General features: G+C 65.4%; 20 protein-coding genes. 18 read left to right on the forward strand and 2 right to left on the reverse strand.

The annotated features are described in order from the left end of the window. The first annotated feature begins 73 nt into the window (after window positions 1-73). From ET21_RS0117010 to ET21_RS0117030, 5 genes are all read left to right on the forward strand, one after another. Entirely contained in the window at window positions 74-1,072 is a 999-nt protein-coding gene (locus ET21_RS0117010) for an HlyD family efflux transporter periplasmic adaptor subunit (RefSeq protein WP_013846809.1), read from the forward strand. Further along, window positions 1,069-2,868 (forward strand): ATP-binding cassette domain-containing protein, encoded by a 1,800-nt coding sequence (locus tag ET21_RS0117015; protein WP_030540629.1) that lies wholly within the window; start codon window positions 1,069-1,071, stop codon window positions 2,866-2,868. Before ET21_RS0117010 ends, ET21_RS0117015 begins: the two co-directional genes overlap by 4 nt. Then, complete coding sequence (locus ET21_RS0117020) at window positions 2,865-3,992, forward strand: ABC transporter permease (protein ID WP_013846811.1); 1,128 nt, start codon at window positions 2,865-2,867, stop codon at window positions 3,990-3,992. The genes ET21_RS0117015 and ET21_RS0117020 overlap by 4 nt, the downstream gene beginning before the upstream one ends. After that, complete coding sequence (locus tag ET21_RS0117025) at window positions 3,992-5,128, forward strand: ABC transporter permease (protein ID WP_013846812.1); 1,137 nt, start codon at window positions 3,992-3,994, stop codon at window positions 5,126-5,128. The genes ET21_RS0117020 and ET21_RS0117025 overlap by 1 nt, the downstream gene beginning before the upstream one ends. A 77-nt stretch (window positions 5,129-5,205) precedes the next feature. Continuing rightward, window positions 5,206-6,675: an efflux transporter outer membrane subunit gene (locus tag ET21_RS0117030; protein WP_232037391.1), complete on the forward strand. Its 1,470-nt coding sequence runs from the start codon at window positions 5,206-5,208 to the stop codon at window positions 6,673-6,675. A gap of 59 nt (window positions 6,676-6,734) precedes the next feature. Here the strand turns inward: ET21_RS0117030 and ET21_RS0117035 are convergent, their stop codons facing one another. Next, complete coding sequence (locus ET21_RS0117035; protein WP_013846814.1) at window positions 6,735-7,403, reverse strand: MobA/MobL family protein; 669 nt, start codon at window positions 7,401-7,403, stop codon at window positions 6,735-6,737. A 46-nt stretch (window positions 7,404-7,449) separates the two neighbouring features. Beyond that, window positions 7,450-8,055: a helix-turn-helix domain-containing protein gene (locus ET21_RS0117040; protein ID WP_233423676.1), complete on the reverse strand. Its 606-nt coding sequence runs from the start codon at window positions 8,053-8,055 to the stop codon at window positions 7,450-7,452. Between the two features lie 260 nt (window positions 8,056-8,315). Between ET21_RS0117040 and ET21_RS0117050 the strand changes: the two genes are divergently transcribed. The 13 genes from ET21_RS0117050 (at window position 8,316) to ET21_RS0117110 (ending at window position 17,599) form a co-directional block, all read left to right on the forward strand. Next, window positions 8,316-8,621 carry a hypothetical protein gene (locus ET21_RS0117050; protein WP_013846816.1) on the forward strand — a complete coding sequence of 102 codons (306 nt, stop codon included), beginning with the start codon at window positions 8,316-8,318 and terminating at the stop codon, window positions 8,619-8,621. Next, on the forward strand, window positions 8,608-9,378 hold the full coding sequence (locus ET21_RS0117055) for a DsbC family protein (protein ID WP_013846817.1): 771 nt from the start codon (window positions 8,608-8,610) through the stop codon (window positions 9,376-9,378). Before ET21_RS0117050 ends, ET21_RS0117055 begins: the two co-directional genes overlap by 14 nt. 181 nt (window positions 9,379-9,559) lie before the next feature. After that, window positions 9,560-9,877, forward strand: a complete 318-nt coding sequence (locus ET21_RS0117060; RefSeq protein WP_013846818.1) for a hypothetical protein — start codon at window positions 9,560-9,562, stop codon at window positions 9,875-9,877. A gap of 136 nt (window positions 9,878-10,013) precedes the next feature. Next, window positions 10,014-10,280, forward strand: a complete 267-nt coding sequence (locus ET21_RS0117065) for a type IV conjugative transfer system protein TraL (RefSeq protein ID WP_013846819.1) — start codon at window positions 10,014-10,016, stop codon at window positions 10,278-10,280. 8 nt (window positions 10,281-10,288) lie between these two features. Next, a complete protein-coding gene (locus ET21_RS0117070) occupies window positions 10,289-10,927 on the forward strand; it encodes a TraE/TraK family type IV conjugative transfer system protein (protein ID WP_013846820.1) in 639 nt (212 codons plus the stop codon). Continuing rightward, complete coding sequence (locus ET21_RS0117075) at window positions 10,911-11,669, forward strand: type-F conjugative transfer system secretin TraK (RefSeq protein WP_013846821.1); 759 nt, start codon at window positions 10,911-10,913, stop codon at window positions 11,667-11,669. Before ET21_RS0117070 ends, ET21_RS0117075 begins: the two co-directional genes overlap by 17 nt. Next, window positions 11,666-12,979 carry a TraB/VirB10 family protein gene (locus ET21_RS0117080; RefSeq protein WP_013846822.1) on the forward strand — a complete coding sequence of 438 codons (1,314 nt, stop codon included), beginning with the start codon at window positions 11,666-11,668 and terminating at the stop codon, window positions 12,977-12,979. The genes ET21_RS0117075 and ET21_RS0117080 overlap by 4 nt, the downstream gene beginning before the upstream one ends. A 104-nt stretch (window positions 12,980-13,083) precedes the next feature. After that, window positions 13,084-13,617, forward strand: coding sequence for a TraV family lipoprotein (locus ET21_RS0117085; protein WP_232037453.1), 534 nt, complete (start codon window positions 13,084-13,086; stop codon window positions 13,615-13,617). Further along, window positions 13,614-16,130: a TraC family protein gene (locus ET21_RS0117090; protein ID WP_037471214.1), complete on the forward strand. Its 2,517-nt coding sequence runs from the start codon at window positions 13,614-13,616 to the stop codon at window positions 16,128-16,130. The genes ET21_RS0117085 and ET21_RS0117090 overlap by 4 nt, the downstream gene beginning before the upstream one ends. After that, window positions 16,127-16,453 (forward strand): hypothetical protein, encoded by a 327-nt coding sequence (locus ET21_RS0117095; protein ID WP_013846825.1) that lies wholly within the window; start codon window positions 16,127-16,129, stop codon window positions 16,451-16,453. Before ET21_RS0117090 ends, ET21_RS0117095 begins: the two co-directional genes overlap by 4 nt. Continuing rightward, window positions 16,450-16,860 carry a hypothetical protein gene (locus tag ET21_RS0117100; protein WP_013846826.1) on the forward strand — a complete coding sequence of 137 codons (411 nt, stop codon included), beginning with the start codon at window positions 16,450-16,452 and terminating at the stop codon, window positions 16,858-16,860. The genes ET21_RS0117095 and ET21_RS0117100 overlap by 4 nt, the downstream gene beginning before the upstream one ends. Next, window positions 16,824-17,366: a hypothetical protein gene (locus ET21_RS0117105; RefSeq protein ID WP_143761317.1), complete on the forward strand. Its 543-nt coding sequence runs from the start codon at window positions 16,824-16,826 to the stop codon at window positions 17,364-17,366. Before ET21_RS0117100 ends, ET21_RS0117105 begins: the two co-directional genes overlap by 37 nt. Further along, complete coding sequence (locus ET21_RS0117110; protein ID WP_013846828.1) at window positions 17,363-17,599, forward strand: hypothetical protein; 237 nt, start codon at window positions 17,363-17,365, stop codon at window positions 17,597-17,599. Before ET21_RS0117105 ends, ET21_RS0117110 begins: the two co-directional genes overlap by 4 nt. Window positions 17,600-17,625: the final 26 nt, after the last annotated feature.

Here is a 17,625-nt window from a genome sequence, read left to right on the forward strand (position 1 = left end):
GACAAGTCGAACATTAAATCCGATTTAGACTAACATTCTTTTCGCCGCAGTCCTCACCGTCCGGAGTCGTCACATGCACAATCGCACCCTTAGTATCCTCGGCATGGCCGGACTGGCGCTGAGTGGGTGTGGCGGGAAAGATGCCGGCAAGACCGAACTTGTCCTTCAGGGCAATGTCGATGTGCGGCAGGTTTCGCTCGCGTTCGAGGACAGCGGCCGCATCGCACAAGTGCGGGCGGAGGAAGGTGACAGCGTGAAGGCGGGAAGCATCCTGGCCACGCTCGATACCGTGTCGCTCAACCTGCAGGCCGAGGAAGCCAAAGCCCAGGGCGAGGTGCAGCGGCAGAATCTGCTGCGCCTGCGCAATGGCTCCCGGCCGGAGGAAATCGCCCAGGCCCAGGCGCGCCTGACGTCGGTGGAAGCCGAGGCGGCGCGCGCGGAAGGTGATCTCGCGCGTCTTCGCGGCATTGCCGCCTCGACCCAGGGGCGCGGGGTCAGCGCGCAGGATGTCGATCATGCCAGCAAGACGGCAGTGGCGGCGCGGGCAAGGGCGCGCGAACAGGCCGAAGCGCTCCGCCTTGCCCGGCGTGGCCCGCGGGCGGAAGATGTCGCGGGTGGTGAAGCCCAGGTGAAGGCGGCGCAGGCGCAGGTCGCGCTGCTCCAGCACCGGATCGACCAGGGCGTGCTGCGCGCGCCGGTCGATGGGGTGGTGCGCTCGCGCCTGCTCGAACCGGGCGACATGGCCTCGCCGCAGAAGGCGGTGTTCGCCATCGCCCTCGCTGATCCCAAATGGGTGCGGGTCTATGTGAACCAGCCCGACCTTGGCCGCATCAAGCCGGGCATGGCGGCGAGCGTGGTCAGCGACAGCATGCCCGATCAACCGGTGCCCGGCAGGATCGGCTATATCTCGTCGGTCGCCGAATTCACGCCCAAGTCGGTCGAAACCGAGGAACTGCGGACCAGCCTCGTCTATGAGGTCCGGGTGCAGGTCGAGGACAAGGCCAACCGCCTGCGGCTTGGGCAGCCGGTGACGGTGCGGATCAATACCGGCAATGGCGGCGCGGCGCGGTGAGCGAGCCCGACATAACGGTCGCGATCGAGGGCTTGCGAAAACGCTTCGATGCGCCCGACGGCAAGCCGTTCGATGCGATCGACGACATCTCGCTGACCGTCCGCGCGGGCGAGCTGACCGCCTTCGTCGGTCCCGACGGCGCGGGCAAGACCACGCTCATGCGAATGATGGCGGGGCTGCTGCGCCCCGACGAGGGCAGCCTCAATGTGCTGGGCATCGACGTGCGCGCCGATCCGCAATCGGTGCAGAACCGCATCAGCTATATGCCTCAGCGCTTCGGCCTCTACGAGGATCTGAGCGTCCAGGAAAATCTCGATCTCTACGCCGACCTCCACGGCGTGCCGCAGGAGGTGCGCCGCGAGCGCTTCGGCCGGATGCTCGAGATGACCGACATGGCGCGCTTCACCGACCGGCCGGCGGGCAAGCTGTCGGGCGGCATGAAGCAGAAGCTGGGGCTAGCCTGCACGCTGGTGCGCTCGCCCGACCTGCTGCTGCTCGACGAGCCGAGCGTCGGGGTCGATCCGCTCTCGCGCCGGGACCTGTGGAAGATCATCGACCAGCTCATCGCCGACGAGCAATTGAGCGTCATCGTCAGCACCGCTTACATGGACGAAGCCGAGCGCTGCGGGCAGATTTTCGTTTTCCATCACGGCAGGATACTGGCCGACGGCCCGCCGGATGCGCTGCGAAAGAGGGCCGAAGGCCTCGGTTATGTGGCCGACGCCTTGCCGGATCGGCCCGCGCGGGTTCTCCAGGCCCGCCTGATCGATGCACCGGACCGGATCATCGATGCGGTTCCCAAGGGCGGCGACGTTCATTTCATTCGCAGGCCGCAATGCGACGAAGCAGCGCTGGCCGACCTGCTGTCCGACACAAGGGTCCAGCCACGCGACGCCGAACTCGAAGACGCCTTCATGCTGCTGTTGCGCGAGCATGAGAACGAGCCGGCACAAGCAGCCGATGATGCGAACACGAACAAGGAAGACGGGGATCGGTACGGTACGGCCGAAACCGCGTCGCCATCTGCCGGGGAACGGGACGGGCCAGTGATCGTCGTGCGGGATCTCGTCCGCAAGTTCGGCGATTTCACTGCCGTTGCCAGCACGTCCTTCGACGTGCAGCGCGGTGAGATCTTCGGGCTGCTCGGCCCCAATGGCGCGGGCAAGACCACCACATTTCGCATGCTGTGCGGCCTGCTCCCGGCGACCAGCGGTCATCTCGAGGTGGCGGGTGTCGATCTGCGCACGGCACGCGCCAAGGCGCGGGCACGGATCGGCTATGTCAGCCAAAAGTTCGCGCTCTACGGCAACCTCTCGGTCAGGGAGAATCTCGAATTCTTCGCCGGCGCTTATGGTCTGCGCGGCGAGCGGAAACGCGAGCGGGTCAAGGCGGTGATCGCGCAGTTCGATCTTGATGCGTCGGCGCAGAGCGGCATCCTGCCGGTCGGTTACAAGCAGCGGCTCGCCATGGCGGCGGGGCTGCTGCACGAGCCCGACATCCTCTTCCTCGACGAGCCGACCAGCGGCATCGACCCGCTCGCGCGCCGCGCCTTCTGGCGCACGATCACCAGCCTGGCGCAGGGCGGCGTCACGATCATCATCACCACCCATTTCATGGAAGAAGCGGAATATTGTGACCGCATCGCCATCCAGGATGCCGGCGAACTGCTCGCGCTCGGAACGCCTGCCGAGATGCGCGAACAGGCCGGCGACGACGCAAGCGACATGAACGAGGCTTTCATCGCCATCGTCGAACAGAACCGTGCCCGCCAAACCAATGAGAAGGTGGCCGCATGAGCAGCGCCTCAGGCTTCCACAGGCGGCTGATCGCGCTGACCCGCAAGGAAGTGCGCCAGCTCCTGCGCGACAAGAGCAACCTGTTCGTCGGTCTGCTGCTGCCGCTCGCGCTCATCTTGCTGTTCGGCTACGGCCTGTCCTTCGACGTGAAGGATGCGCCGGTCGCGATCGTGCTGGAGGATCGCTCCCCCGCCGCTCAGGAAGCGGTCGCGGGGATCGGCGGCTCACCCTATCTCGTGCCCGTCGCAGCCGCGAGCATGGACGAGGCCGTCAGGCTGATCCGCGCGCATAAGGTCGAGGGCATCGTGCGTGTGCCGGTCGATTTCTCCCAGCGCCGAGCCGCGGGCGATGCGCGGATACAGCTTATCGTCAACGGCGCGGATTCGACGACAGCGTCCGCAATCGAAGGCTATGTGAACGGCGGGATCCAGACAGCCTCTCGCCATATAATGGATCGATCCGGTAGCGGATCGGGAGGCGGTATCACGCTGGTGCAGCGCACCTGGTTCAACGAGGCGGGCGTCAGCACCTGGTATCTGGTGCCCGGCCTCCTCGTGCTGGTGATGACCCTGATCGGCGCGTTCCTCACCTCGCTGCTGATTGCGCGGGAATGGGAGCGCGGCACGTTGGAATCGCTGTTCGTGACCCCGGTTCGCCCGCTGGAGCTCGTGCTCTCCAAGCTTGCGCCCTATGTGGTGATCGGCGCGATCGATATGGGCGTCTGCCTGATATCAGCGCGCTTCCTGTTCGAGGTGCCGATCCGCGGCTCGCTCCTCGTCATCATTGTCGCCTCGCTGCTCTACCTGATCGTCGCGCTGCTGCTCGGCCTGTTCATCTCGGGAACGACCCGTAACCAGTTCGCCGCCAGCCAGATGGCGCTGCTGGCGAGCTTCATGCCGGCGATGATGCTGTCGGGCTTTGTCTTCGACCTGCGCAATGTGCCGCTGGTGATCCAGATCGTCAGCCAGCTTCTGCCCGCAACGCACTTCATGGAGCTGGTGAAATCGCTGTTCCTCGCCGGGACGATCTGGCCAATGGTCCTCAAGAATTGCGCGATTCTCGCCGCCTACGGCGTCCTGCTGGCCTTCGTCACCGGGCGCACCTTGCGCAAGAGGCTGGACTGATGCGCGTTGCTGGACTGACACTCGGCGCCGACTTCATCGCCTGGCTCGCCCAGACCTTCGCGCTCGTCCGCAAGGAGATACTGGCGCTGGTCAAGGATCCCGCCAACCGCACGATCCTGTTCGCCCCGGCCCTCATGCAGGCCCTGCTGTTCGGTTATGGCGCGACCTACGACCTGACCCATGTGCCCTATGCGGTGGTCGACCAGAGCCGTAGCGCCGCCTCCACCGAATTGCTTGCGCGGCTCGACGGCACCGGCGTGTTCCGGCGCGAGGCGGCGCTCGCGTCCAACGCGCAGATCGGCGACCTCATCGACAGCGGCAAGGTGCTGCTCGCGATCAGCATCCCGTCCGACTTCGAGCATCGGTTGACCGTGGGCGATACCGCGCCGATCCAGATCATCCTTGATGGCCGCAACAGTTCGACGGCGGGGGCGGCGGCAGGCCAGATCGGCGCGATCGTTGCCGATTATGGCCGCTCGTTGGGCGGCAGCCCGCCGATCACCGTCGAGCGGCGGGCCTGGTATAATCCGAACCTGGAATCGCGCTGGACGCTGATGCCCGCAATGATCGCGGCGCTGAGCTTTTTGCAGACCCTGCTGCTGTCGGCGCTGTCCGTCGCGCGCGAGCGCGAACAGGGAACGTTCGACCAGCTGCTGGTGACGCCGCTGGGTCTGATGCAGATCCTGATCGGCAAGGCTATTCCCTCGATCCTCGTCGGCCTCATCCAGTCGACCATCATCCTGCTCATCATCCGCTTCTGGTTCGAGATTCCGATGAACGGTTCCTACTGGCTGCTCTATCTGGGGCTCGTCACGTTCACGGCCGCGGGTGTCGGCATCGGCATGTCGATCTCGGCCCTGTCGCTCACCATGCAGCAGGCGATGCTCTATACCTTCCTGCTGGTGATGCCGTTGATGCTGTTGTCGGGCATGCTGACGCCGGTGCGCAACATGCCGCAGATCCTCCAACTCATCACCTACGTCAATCCGCTGCGCTTCGGCATCGATATGGTGCGCCGCATCTATCTTGAGGGCGCGGTCTTCGCCGATGTCGCCCTCGACTTCGTGCCGATGCTGGTGGTGGCAGCCATTACCCTGCCGCTCGCCGCATGGCTCTTCCGCAACCGCCTCGCCTGATGAACTGGACTTTCGCCATGCCCTTCATTCCGCCCGCATCTAGCATCCCGATCCGGCAGGCAATTGCTTCTTCCCTGATGGCACTTGCCCTGGCCGGCTGCACCATGGGACCGAACTTCACGAAGCCGGCGCCCTCCGCGCCCGCCGACTGGACGAGTTGGCGCAGCGGCGACGCCAGCCTGCATGGGGCCATCGGCACGGACGCCACATTGCCTGCCGATTGGTGGCGGGCGTTCAATGATCCCGTGCTGGATGAACTGGTGCGCCGCGGTTTCGCCGCGAGCCCGGACCTCCAGACCGCCGCGCTGCACGTCGCGCAGGCGCGCGTCCAGCGTGGTAGCGCGGCGGTGCAGGGCTTGCCGCAGATCAATGCCAGCGGGCAGGTGTCGCGCCAGCGCCAGAGCGAACATGGCGCCAGTACGCGGCTGCTCAACGTGGTATCGAGCTCCTCGTCAGGTTCTGATCGGGATGCCCTGGTCAAGCTATTGAGCGAGCCGTTCACGCTCTACCAGACCGGGCTCGACGCCTCCTGGGAGCTCGACCTTTGGGGCAAGGTCCGGCGGTCGCTCGAGGCGGCCGATGCGGGCGTCGCGCAGCAGGCCGCGCTGCTCGATCATGCCCGGCTCAGCCTTGCCAGCGACGTCGCGCGCAATTATTTCGATCTGCGCGCGACCCAGCGCAAGATTGCGCTCGCGCGGGAGGACATCACGGCGCTCAAGGAACGCACCGATCTTCTCTCGGCCCGCACCACGGGTGGGATTAACAATCACTTCGATCTCGAACGCCAGCGTAGCGAATTGCAGGGGATCGAGGCGCAACTGCCCGCGCTGCTCGCCCAGGAAGCCGCGCAGGCCAACCAGATCGCCCTGCTGCTGGGGGAACGGCCCGGCGCCCTAGGCGATCTGCTGAAGCCGGTGGCCGATGCCGGCAAGCCCGCGCTGCCCGATCTGGCGCTCGGCCTTCCCTCCGAGATCGCGTTGTGCCGGCCTGATATCCGCGCGGCAGAAGCCCGGTTGCACAGCGTCACTGCCAATATCGGTGTCGCCAAAGCGGACATGTATCCGAGCATCCGCCTCGGCGGTGGGTTCAACCTCGAATCCTATCGAGCCGAGAACCTGTTCGACTGGGCGAGCCGCGCCTGGTCGATCGGGCCGAGCGTCAGCCTGCCGCTGTTCGATGGCGGGCGGCGCAAGCGCGTCGTCCAGCTTCGCGAGCTGGAGCAGAAGGAAGCGGCGGTCTCCTACCAGCAGACCGTGCTTCAGGCCTGGCAAGAGATCGACGATGCGCTCAATGGCTATACCGCCGAGCAGCAGCAGAACGCGATGCTGGCCGCGCGGCTCGACAGCGCGCGGGCCGCGTTCGATCTGGCATCCGCGCGCTATCGGGGCGGGGTCATCACCTGGCTGGACGTCATCGACAGCCAGCGGACGATGCTGCAGGCGTCGCGCGATCTGGCGGACAGCAATGGGCGCCTCGCAACCCGCTATGCCGCGCTCAACAAGGCGATCGGGAACGCATCGGAATCGACGGCAGCTAAAGCGAATTGAGTGCGGCGCCAGAAGCGGCGATGAGCAAAGCCACCGATGTTCATCAACGTAAGGTGTTGTCAGGATGTTTGCCGGGCGCGCGCCGCGATGCGCTTGCGGGCCACGCCGATATGCGCAACCGGTGCCGCCTTAATGCCACGTTCTTCATTGGATCGATGATCGACGCGGACATCATATCCCAGCGCCGCGAACTTATCGTTCAGGACCCTCGCCCAAGCGGCACGGATGTCGAGCAGCTTCCCGCGACTGTTCCATTCGCGCGGTTTCTGGCCAAACAGCCCGTCAACGATCGGACGGGTCGGTATCAGCAGATAGCCATGGTGGCGCTTGCCCCTGGGCGTGTCGCCCATCTCGATCAGCGTCAGGTCGGCGGCAAAACCCGCGACGCAAAATATCTCGCTGGCGAAACGCCGCAGGACCGCGATCGACGCCGGCAGGTCCAGTTCATCGGGCAGCGCGACGTCGAACTGCCTGGCGAGCTGCGCGTCCTTGCGGATTTCGGCTGCTGCCAATGCGTTCCAGAAACACTCGCGATCCTCCCACTGCGCGGGGGCCCCGGACGGCAGTATCAGCGCCGACCAGGCGACCGCCCGCTTGTTCGCGAAATTGGAAAACCGGCCGTAGCGCTCATCGTACAGCCGGCAGCTGTTTTGCCAGGCCGCGGCCGCGACGATGCTGCGTCCAGCGCCGCGGCTGATGATATTCACATGGAAATGAAAGATCGCCATCTTTTCCTCCTGTCCCAGCGTCACGCCCGAACCGGACCGTCAATTTTCATGACCGGTCCTTCCCGTCGTTCCGCGACCATTCCGGCAAGAGGTCCTGTTTCAACCCGGTGATCACCGCGTCCGAGATCGCCTCGATGCACTTGCGCTCGATGTAGGCGAGGTCGCCGTGGATCAGTTGCCGCGGGAACCGCATGCGTTGGCCCGCATAGAGGACAGGCAGCGCGATATGCGCGGTCGATGCACCGAGCCGGAGCAGTGCGATCAGATGATCCTCCAGCCTTATCCCCGGATCGCCGGACTCGATCGCGCGATACCAGCGCAGGCTTCCGCCCATTTCGGTGGCGACCTCCAGCTGCGTCAAACCGAGCGCCTTTCGCGCCTGCCTGATCTTCTCGCCGGAGAGCTTCTTGAGTTCCTTGAAGATCGACAGGTCGACGTCGGCGAATTTTCCATCGGATGCCATATGTCCTTCCTCCCCGGTTCGGCCCGTCGGGCTCTGTGGGTTATCCGGCGAAGGTAGAATCGCGAAGCGGTCGGCATCAAGAATAGATGCCGATGATTTTAGAGGAATATTTCTGCTCATTTGCAACGGATGCGCGAGCATATTTATTTTCTGACGCGCAATGGGCAGATAATTTCCCGTTTCCTCCACATCGGATCATTCAGGAACTTCATTGTCGAACCGGCACCGGATCAGGCCATGTGATCCCGAAAGCGAGTTTATAAGGCTAAGTTCGCATATTTACGGCTAATATCGCCATTTCAGGCACTACGCTGCCGGGTCCTGTTGCAATCCTCTTCGTTTCAAATCACTCAGATCGTGTTCCGAGGGTTCAAGTCGAATCGGACCTGATACTTCGGACCATTAAGTATTCATCAACCATGGCGCGGGGCGCCAGCATGGAGTCGTGCATGATGCCGATTGCCAAAGCGATGACGGCTGCCCTGGGCGCACTGATCGTCACGACGACGGCCTGTGCCGGACCCGGCGGACATGGCCGACAGACAGTTGTCGCGCCGGTGGCCGAGCAGCCGCGCATCGTGGTGGCGACGGTCGATGGGTTCGTTCTGCGCGCCGCCGCGACGAACCGGACGGAGCCGATGCCCGCAACCGTCACCGCCGATCACATCCCGGTGGGAACGGGCACGCATATCGATGCGCGCCTGCTCTCCCGCCCCGCCAGCACTCTTCAGGAGACTTCGCATGCGCATCCGTAAGTTGGGGGCCACAACCCTCGCTCTCCCCCTGTTGGTTGCCGCTCAAGGCGCGGCGTTCGCGCAAGCCGCCGATCCGCTTACCGCCGCCGCGCGCGACGCGGAAAGCGAATTGCGGCAGACATTCGTCAATCTGCAATTCGAGGATTTCGGGCCGGCGCCCGTCAAGGGCCCGATCTATCAGGCGACGGCAGGCGGCCGCATCATCTATTATGCGCCTGACAGCGAACATCTGCTGTTCGCGGAAATCTACGACCGCAACGGCCAGAACCTCACCGCGCTGGCGCAGAACACCGCTTCAGCGAAGAAACTCGCCGGGATCGACACCGGCATGGCTCTCGCCATCGGTCCGGCGGGCGCGCCCACGGTTGTCGAATTCACCGATCCCGATTGTCCCTATTGCCGCGCGCTCGAGCGCTTCTGGGCGGCGAAGGCCGCCGAAGGCAAGCCGGTACGGCGCCTGATCTTCTTCGTCTCCGGCATCCACGCCGAGGCCGCCGCCAAGGCCGAGCATGTCCTTTGCTCCCCGGACAAGGAAGCGGCGTTCAAGGCGATCTACGCCGGAGCCGCGCCCACGCCTTTGCGCACATGCGCGGAAGGTAAGGCCAGGGTCGAGGCGCATGCAGGAATCGTCGGCAAGACCGGCATCACCGGCACGCCAACCCTGATCGCGGACGGACAGATGATTTCCGGTTTCCGGCAGGCCGAGATCGAGGCGTTCCTCGACGGTAAGAAGGCGCTCGCCAATGCCGGCCGCTGATCGCCTTCCGGCTCCTCACATCGCGAACGCGCGGTGCATCGGCCCTGCCGCTGCCGCGCAAATCCCAATGCCGGCGGCGGGACCCGAACCGGGCCGTCCAGCCTCGCCGTCGGCCGACAGCGATCCTCATCGATGCCGGCAAGCAGTCCCCGGAGCGGCCCATCTTCCCTGGAGCAAGTGCATGTTGAAAACACTCGGCAGACAATCCGCCTCAATCGCCAATGTCGGCATTCCCGTAACCCTGCTCGCGCTGCTCGGGGCCGGTGGGGCTCACGCCTTCTCGGCGCCGGCGGCCGGCGACCTCGGCTACGACATCTACGATATCGTGGTCAATCAAGGGGTCAAAGGCCCGCTCGGCTTCGTCGGCGGCGTCGCGGCCTTCCTGTTCGGCGTGAGCAGGCTCTTCTCGAACATCATGATCGGCATCCCGACCATCGTGGCGGCCGTCTGCCTGATCAAGGCGGACTCGATCCTCCAGACATTCGGAATGGTCATCTGACGGATTGGTCCGCCGCCGCGCCTGGGCGCGGTCGGCGGACCTCAACGGGCCAGGGCGCATGAGGCGCACTGGCGGGACAACCCCCGAAGTTCAACCAGCTTCGCAGGGAGGTCACGACGCAAGGAGGAGAAGGCTCGTGGACGAGCGGCTACCCCAATATCTGCACAAACCTGTCCAGATCCTGTGGTTTGGATCGGACGAGTTCGTGCTCGTGATCACGGTGATCTTCGTCGCCGTGATCGTGGGCGGGATGCTCGGTTGGGCGCTCGTCGCGGGTCTTCTCCTTTTCGTTCCCTGGCTCCGCACCAAGCCGCGCGGCTTCATCCCGCACATGGCCTGGCGCTGGGGGCTTGTCCGCTGGTCCAACTATCCGGGTCCGACCCAGACCCGGTTCTACGAGTGAGGCGGGCCATGTTCGGACGCAAATCCCCCGACACACCCCCACGCGATCCGCTGATCGGCAAGCCCGGCAGCTATGGCATCCACCGCTACCTGCAGGGAGCGAGCAACCTGTTCGAGGAGAACCGACTGCTGAAGCTCGCCGTCATCGGCCTGTTCGGTATCACGGCGGTGCTGGGCATGGTGATCTACACCTCCAACCAGAACACCCGGACGGTCATCGTCCCCTTCGGCGCGGGCGGCGACCTCTATGTCACGGGCGGCGAGCCGTCCGAGGCCTATCTGCGCTCGATGACTCGCAATGTCGTGTCGCTTTCGGGAACCTATTCAGCCTACTCGGCCGACCGGCAGTTCCAGGAACTGCTGAGCATCACGCATCCGTCCACCTACAACAGCCTGCGCGACAGCCTCAACCGGCTGCTCGACGAACTGGCCAACAACCCCACGCTCTCGATCGCGACCTACATCCGTCCCGATCAGCCCGTGACCTGGACCCGGACCGAGATACTCGTGCCGGTCGAGAAGGTCCGGGTGATCGGCGGCGTGATCCGCAAATTCCGGGGCAATCTGCGGATTCGCTACGTGATCGACAATGGCCGTTTCTGGCTGACCGCCCTTACCGAGGAAAATTTCGATGCGAACCCCCGTTAAGCGGGCGTTGGCGCTCGCCCTCCTGGCCACGCCATTGCCCTCAATGGCGCAGACCGTCACCGCGCTGCCCGATCAAACCAGCACCATTCGCCTGTCCAATCGCGACATCAACCATGTCGTCTGCGCGGGCGGCGAAATCGAGGACGTCAGGTTTTCGGCCGAAAAGGCGATCGCCGTCGAGCGTGCCGGATCGGACGCCTGGATCAAGTTCCTCGTTCGCGAGATCGACGATGCCGGGATGGTGACGCGCAGCTTCGTCACCGTACCGTCCGAATTCTTCATCACCTGCAACGGCGCGGTCTATGCGCTCTATGCCGAGCCGTCGGACATTCCGGCGCAGACGGTGTTGCTCCAGCCCGGTGCTCCCCAGCGCGCCCGCGCCAATGAGGAACTGCTAGGGCCCCTGGTCGAAGAAGAACGGGCGGTCTCGATCACGCTCTCGATGCTCCAGGACCGGATCCCGGCGAGCTTCACCAGCGTCGCGCCGCGATCAGGTCCGATCCGGCTCCGGGCGCTGCCGGGCGCCACGCTGGAGGAACGACGCCGGATCGAGATCGACGGGTCCGGCCTCTCGGCATCGGAATATCTGGTCTCTGCCGCTGGCGGCGCGCAGCTCGACGAACGCGGTTTTCTCGACGGCGCGCTCGGCGCCAACATCTTCGCGATCACGCTCGACCGGGGCAATATCGAGGCCGGGGAAGCCGCGCGGCTGATCGTCGTTCGCCGGGGAGCCGGGCAATGAGCGGCGGGGACTCTCGCGGCGGTCGCGGGCCCCGCGGGCGCGGTCCTGACGATCGCGCGGAGGAACTCGACCTCGACGGCTATGAGGCGGACCGCCCTCGTTCTGGCGAGAATACGCGCGGCCCCGCGCTGCTCGATCTCAAGACGCGGTGGCAAACGCTGACCGCACGCCAGCAGCTGCGCTTAAGGCAGCTTGGCGTCGCCGGCGCGATCGGCGTGCTGGGGCTCGGCCTCTATACGGCGAGCGGCAACAAGACCGAGCAGGCCGCGCCATCGCCCAGCTCGAAGCTCGACATGGGCGCGGGGCTTCGCGGCGACAGCCTCGAGGTCAAGCTGCGCGGCGACCTCCAGAAGATCCTCGACGGACAGCAATTGCTCGGCGATCGCGTCACCGCCATCGAGGAAGGCAAGGTCGTGCCCGGCGCCGGCACGCCGCCCCATGCGCTCGACGGCGATCTGCCTCCGGCAATACCCGGCTCGGTTCCCGATTTTCCCGAACCGCCCGCGACCGGTGACATCGATCCGTCCGTCGCGAAGCCGCCCTCACCGCCTGCCGCGCCGCCCGCGCCTCCGGCCCCGCCGGTCGAGAAGACCGTGGGCGCGATCGGCGCCGCGACCAGCCCGGTCGCGGCCGCCGATGGGGCACAGGCCGCTAAAAAAAAGACGCGGACCATCTATTTGCCACCTGGTTTCATGAAGGCGCGGCTCCTCACCGGGATCGATGCGCTGGCGAGCCGGGATGCGACCAACAATCCCGAACCATTGATCGCGCGGGTGCAAGCCCCCGCCGTCCTGCCCAATGACGTCAAAGCCAACCTCGCCGGCTGCTTCGTCATCGGCAACGCCACCGGGTCGCTCGCGAAGGAACGGGTCGAGGTCCAGTTGGTCAGCCTCTCCTGCGTCGATTTCGACGAACGCTCGGTCGTCGACCAGCCCATCAAGGGCTTCTTCGTCGACGCCGACGGCAAGAAGGGCCTCTCCGGCAAGGTCGTCACCCGCGCCGGGGCTGCGCTCGCCCGCGCGTTCATCGCCGGCACCATCACCGGGGTCGCCGATACGGTCCAGAACACCGTCGGTGACGTCTCGACCTCGGCGCTGGGTTCGGTGCGCACGCTCGATGCGGGCGACGCCGCACAGGCCGGCATCGCCGGCGGCCTGTCGCGATCGTCCGAGAAGCTCACGGATTTCTATCTCGATCTCGCGCGTCAGGCGGGGCCGATCGTCGAGGTCGGCGCGGCGAAGGACGTCGTGGTCGTGATTCAGGAGGGCGTCACCCTCGAAATCAAGCCGACCGCCGGGAGCAAATTCTGATGCGCCGGCTCCTCATCCAACAGGGAGTATCGCCCATGCGGCCTCTATCGCCCGCGCGCCGATCGCGCGCCCTCTCCCGGCTTCTTCCGGTCTGCGCCGCCTTCATGCTGAGCGGCTGCGCCACGCTGGGTTCGGTCATGTCGCCCTATAGCGAGAAGTTCAGCTGCAAGAACGACGATCATGGCCAATGCATCCATCCTGAGAAAGCCTATGCCGATGCCGTTGCGGGCGTCGCATCGAAGTCCGATCCGGCGGTCACCAGGGACAGGAAACTGCTCAAGGACGGCAAGTCCGCACGCAGTTCGGGCGGATCAGGCTCTGGCAAAGCGGCATCGGGCGCCTTCGCCGGTTATCGCGACAGCGTCTATCGCGAGCTGCAGGGGCTGATCGAGCAGCCGGTCACGCCGATGCTCAAGCCCCCGCGTTCGGTCCGCACGCTGATCCTGCCCTATGCCGACCGGCAGCGTCCCGACCGGCTCTACATGCCGCGCTATGTCTATTCGCTGGTCGAGCGCCCGCAATGGGTGGTCGGCGACTATCTTGTCGCCCCGGTTTCGCCCGCGTCCCGCGTGAACGTGCTCGAACAGGTCCGGGACCACCTCGACGATGGCCAGAATGAAGTGGGCCCCCGGCCATGACCAGCTATCAATCGGGCATGACGCTGGCGCGGCTGCGCCGCAGCGTCGAGCGCGACAGCTATTCCGACTTCATGCCGCTCGCTGCCTGGGTCGAGGAAGAACAGGCATTCCTCACCATCGACGACGGCTGGGGATATAGCTGGGAGCTGGTCCCCTCCCCCTATATGTTCGCCCATGTCCATGAGGCGCTGCTGGGGCTGCTCAACGTCAATTTTCCCGAAGGCACGATCCTCCAGCTCCAGAGTTTCGCCGACCCGCTGATCGACGATGCGCTCGACGCCTTTCTCGACCTCAAGACACGGCCCGATCCGCTCATCCAGGCCTCGGCCCGGCGCACCTTCGACTATCTGCGCGCCGGCACCATGGGCTTGAAGGCCCTGCATGGCATCCCGATCCGCGATTTCCGCGCATTCCTGTCGGTCAAGACGCGCGCGCCGATGGACAGCGACCTGCGCCGCCAGATCGAGGAGCAGCTCGCCAAGCTCGGCATCCGCCCGATGGCGCCGAGCGAGATCATCTCGCTCTACCGGCGCATTTTCAACGGCGTTCATGCGCCCGCGCCCGGCGTCTTCACCCAGACCGCCGACGTGCCGCTGCGCCGCCAGATCATCGATGCCGGGCCGGCGCTCCGCTTCGACGGGCCGGAAGTATATCTGGGCAACCAGGTGGCGCGCTGTCTGACGCCCAAGTCGCCGCCGCGGCGGATCACCGCCGAACGTGCCAATCGTCTCACCGGCGGCATGCGCGGGTCGTCCGAGGACAGCGACCAGATCGGCGGGCCGTTCCTCTATACGCTCAATGTCCTCTTCGATCACTCGGCCTTCGAGATCCACAAGCGCGCGCAGATTCTCTCGGCGCAGAAGGCGGCGGGGTCCTTCGCGGTCGAGGTCGGCAAGCAGATCGAAGAGATCGGGTGGATCCTGGACGAGGCCGGAAACACCCGGTTCGTCTCGGTAATCCCCACCATGTGGGTGTTTGGCCGCGACCGCCATCAGGCCCGCGAGATGGCGGCGCGCGCCAAGCGGCTGTGGGAGAGCGAACCGCTGCCGTGGATGGTCCAGGAGGAATCCTACCTCAACCCGATCCTGCTGGCGGCAAGCCTGCCCTTCGGCCTGTACCCCGAGCGACGCACGATCGGTATGCTGCAGCGCGATTTCCGCGTGCCGGTGCGCGCGGGCGTGCTGATGTCGCCGATCCAAACCGATTTCCGGGGCGGCGGGCGGCCGGCGCTGCTCTATACGGGCCGCAAGGGGCAGCTCATCACGCTCGACCTCTTCGATCCGCGTATCAACAACTACAACTTCATCGTCTCGGCGGAATCGGGCGCGGGCAAGAGCTTCCTGCTCAATAACCTGTGCCAGCAGTATTTCGCGCAGAACGCGCTCATCCGCATCATCGACATCGGCGGCAGCTACAAGAAACTCTGCACGCTCTGCTCGGGCCGTTACATCGATCTGGGCGAAGAGCATCTCGTCCTCAATCCGTTCGACCTGGGGCTCGCTCTCGACGGCGACGATCGAGAGTCCGCGATCTCGATGGCGGTGTCGATCGTCGCGGAGATGGCCAACGCCGGGACGCGCAAGCCCGTCACGACGTCCGAATGGAACCTGCTCAAGTCCGCCGTGCAATGGGCGATCGAGAGCGGCCGCGCGGAAGCCGGGATCGATGCGGTGCGCGAATGGCTCGGCTCCTATCCGGCCAACACCGTCTCCGATCTCGACCGGGTCGACCACCTCGTGCCCACGGCGCGCGAATTGGCCTTCAACCTGCGTGATTTCGGGTCGGACGGAGCCTACGGCCATTATTTCAACGGTCCCAGCACGTTCGACATCTCGAACGATGAATTCGTGGTGCTCGAACTCGAGCGCCTGAAGGCCATGCCTGACCTGTTCAACGTGGTCGTCATGGTGGTGATCAACGCGGTAACGCAGGAACTCTACCTGTCCGCCCGTGATCGCCCCCGCTTCGTGCTGTGCGATGAAGCCGCGCAGTTCATGACCCGCGAAGAGGGCCAGGACCTGTCGCGCCTCGCCGAGGCGATCAGCCAGGGCTATCGCCGCGCCCGAAAATATCGCGGCAGCTTCGGCATCATTCTCCAGAGCATGAACGATCTGCTGCTGTTCGGCGGCACGGGACAGGTGATCCTGGAAAATGCCGCGACGCGCTTCCTCCTGCAGGGATCGACCTATGACAAGGCGGTCGAAAACAAGATCCTCGACTATTCGGGTTTCGTCCTCGACCTCCTGAAATCGGTCCGCAACAACAAACCGAACTATTCGGAAGTCTTCATCGACAGCCCGCTTGGCCTCGGCATCGCCCGGCTCGTCGTCGATCCGTTCAGCTACTGGATCAACACCTCCGCGCCCGAAGACGTGGCCGCGTTCGAGGCGCTGGTCCGCGCCGGACGCTCGCCGCTCGAAGCGGTGTGCGATCTCGCCGGCGTCGATCCCGCCGGGATAATCGGCACGTCCTTCGATGACGCAGCGCCGCTGAAGCGGAGTGCGCTGTCATGACGCGGCGCTCCCCCTCCCCCGACCAGTTGCCACTCCGGCTCGTGGAGAGCCCGGATGAGGATATCGAGCGGATCATCGAGGCGCGCGTCGCCGCACGGGCGGAAGCCGACGCATTGCGCTGGCGCTTCCGCCTGGTGGTCATCGAATCCGTGATGATCGCATCGCTCGTGCTCGCGGCCGGGCTGGTGCTCGAACAGCCCGCCGGCATCGTTCTTCGCGGCGCGGCGATCGTTGGCGGCGGCTGTTTCCTGACCGGGCTCATCCTCATCGGCCTGACCGGGGCCGCGGGCCGCTTGCTCGCAAAACTCAGGAGGAAAAGATGATGCTGGACATACTCCCGCCCAGTGGCGGCAATGAGCGCCTGACCCTCGTCGTGCGCAGGCCGGACGAATCCCTTCACGACTACCTGGTCCGCTGCCAGTGGGAACTGGGCGACCGGGTCCGGTTCCTCGCGTCCGTTCGCGATGCGCAATGGACCATCCTGGAAAGCGAGCGCCAGCGCTGGCGGCGGCATGCTCTCCTGCTGACCTTCACCGGGCCGGTCATCGCCGCCCTGGCCTATGCCGGCCTAGGGTTGTGCGGGGCCGCAGACAGCGTGCCCGTGCCGCTCGTGGCCGGGCTGATCGCCTGTGCCGGACTCACCGGCGCCGCGCTGGCGATCGGCATCGCCCGCATCATCGACAGCATCCCGAATTGGCTGGTCACGCGGAGGGCACGCAGATGGGCATGAACGGCAGCTTCTCCGGATCGCCCGACCCGTCGTCGATCCGCCCGCTGGTCGGCGACATGATCCGCTGGCTTGCCCGGCAGATCGACGGCGGGATCGACGAAATCCCTCCTCGTCCCGGAAAACGGCCGGAGGATCTTTTGGTCCGTCCAGGGATGGCGCCGCGCCTGCCGGGCGAGACGCAGGAAGCCTATGTCGAACGCCTGCATCGCTCGAATGAAGCCGTGCTCCTGATCATGGCCCGCGCCGCGCTTGCCATGGAATATACGTCCGGTCGGGACGAGAGGATCGCGGCTCTGCGCTTTCGGCAGATCGTGGGCCTCGAAGCGGCGGCGGCCTCGATCATCGTCGGCCTGTTCCTGCTCGTCCCGGAAATGCCCCTGTTCATGCGGGCGGCCATTATTGTCCTGACGCCGATCGCGCTTGTGCGGGGAGGACTTTGGTTCCTGCACCGCGCGTCGAGGATGGCAAATGCCCTCGCCCGACATGCCGAAAGGTGGGGCCGATGAACGGCATCTTCTCCGGCGCGCCTTGTCCGTCATCCATTCGCCTGCTGGTCGGCACGCATCTGCTGATGATCCTCCAGTCTTCGCTGGTGCTCTGGTCGGCCCCCGACCTCGGCGGCAGCCAGGCGCTGATCTGGCTCACGCTGTTCCTGGGCGTCACCGCGTTCATCTGCGCGGTCTGCGGCGAGAGTCGCACGCCTGCCGTTCCCTGGAGGGAGCGCCGCCGTGGTCGATAGACGTGTCCCCCAAGGCTGGCATGTCG

The organism is Sphingobium sp. DC-2 (assembly GCF_000722555.1).
GTDB lineage: Bacteria > Pseudomonadota > Alphaproteobacteria > Sphingomonadales > Sphingomonadaceae > Sphingobium > Sphingobium quisquiliarum.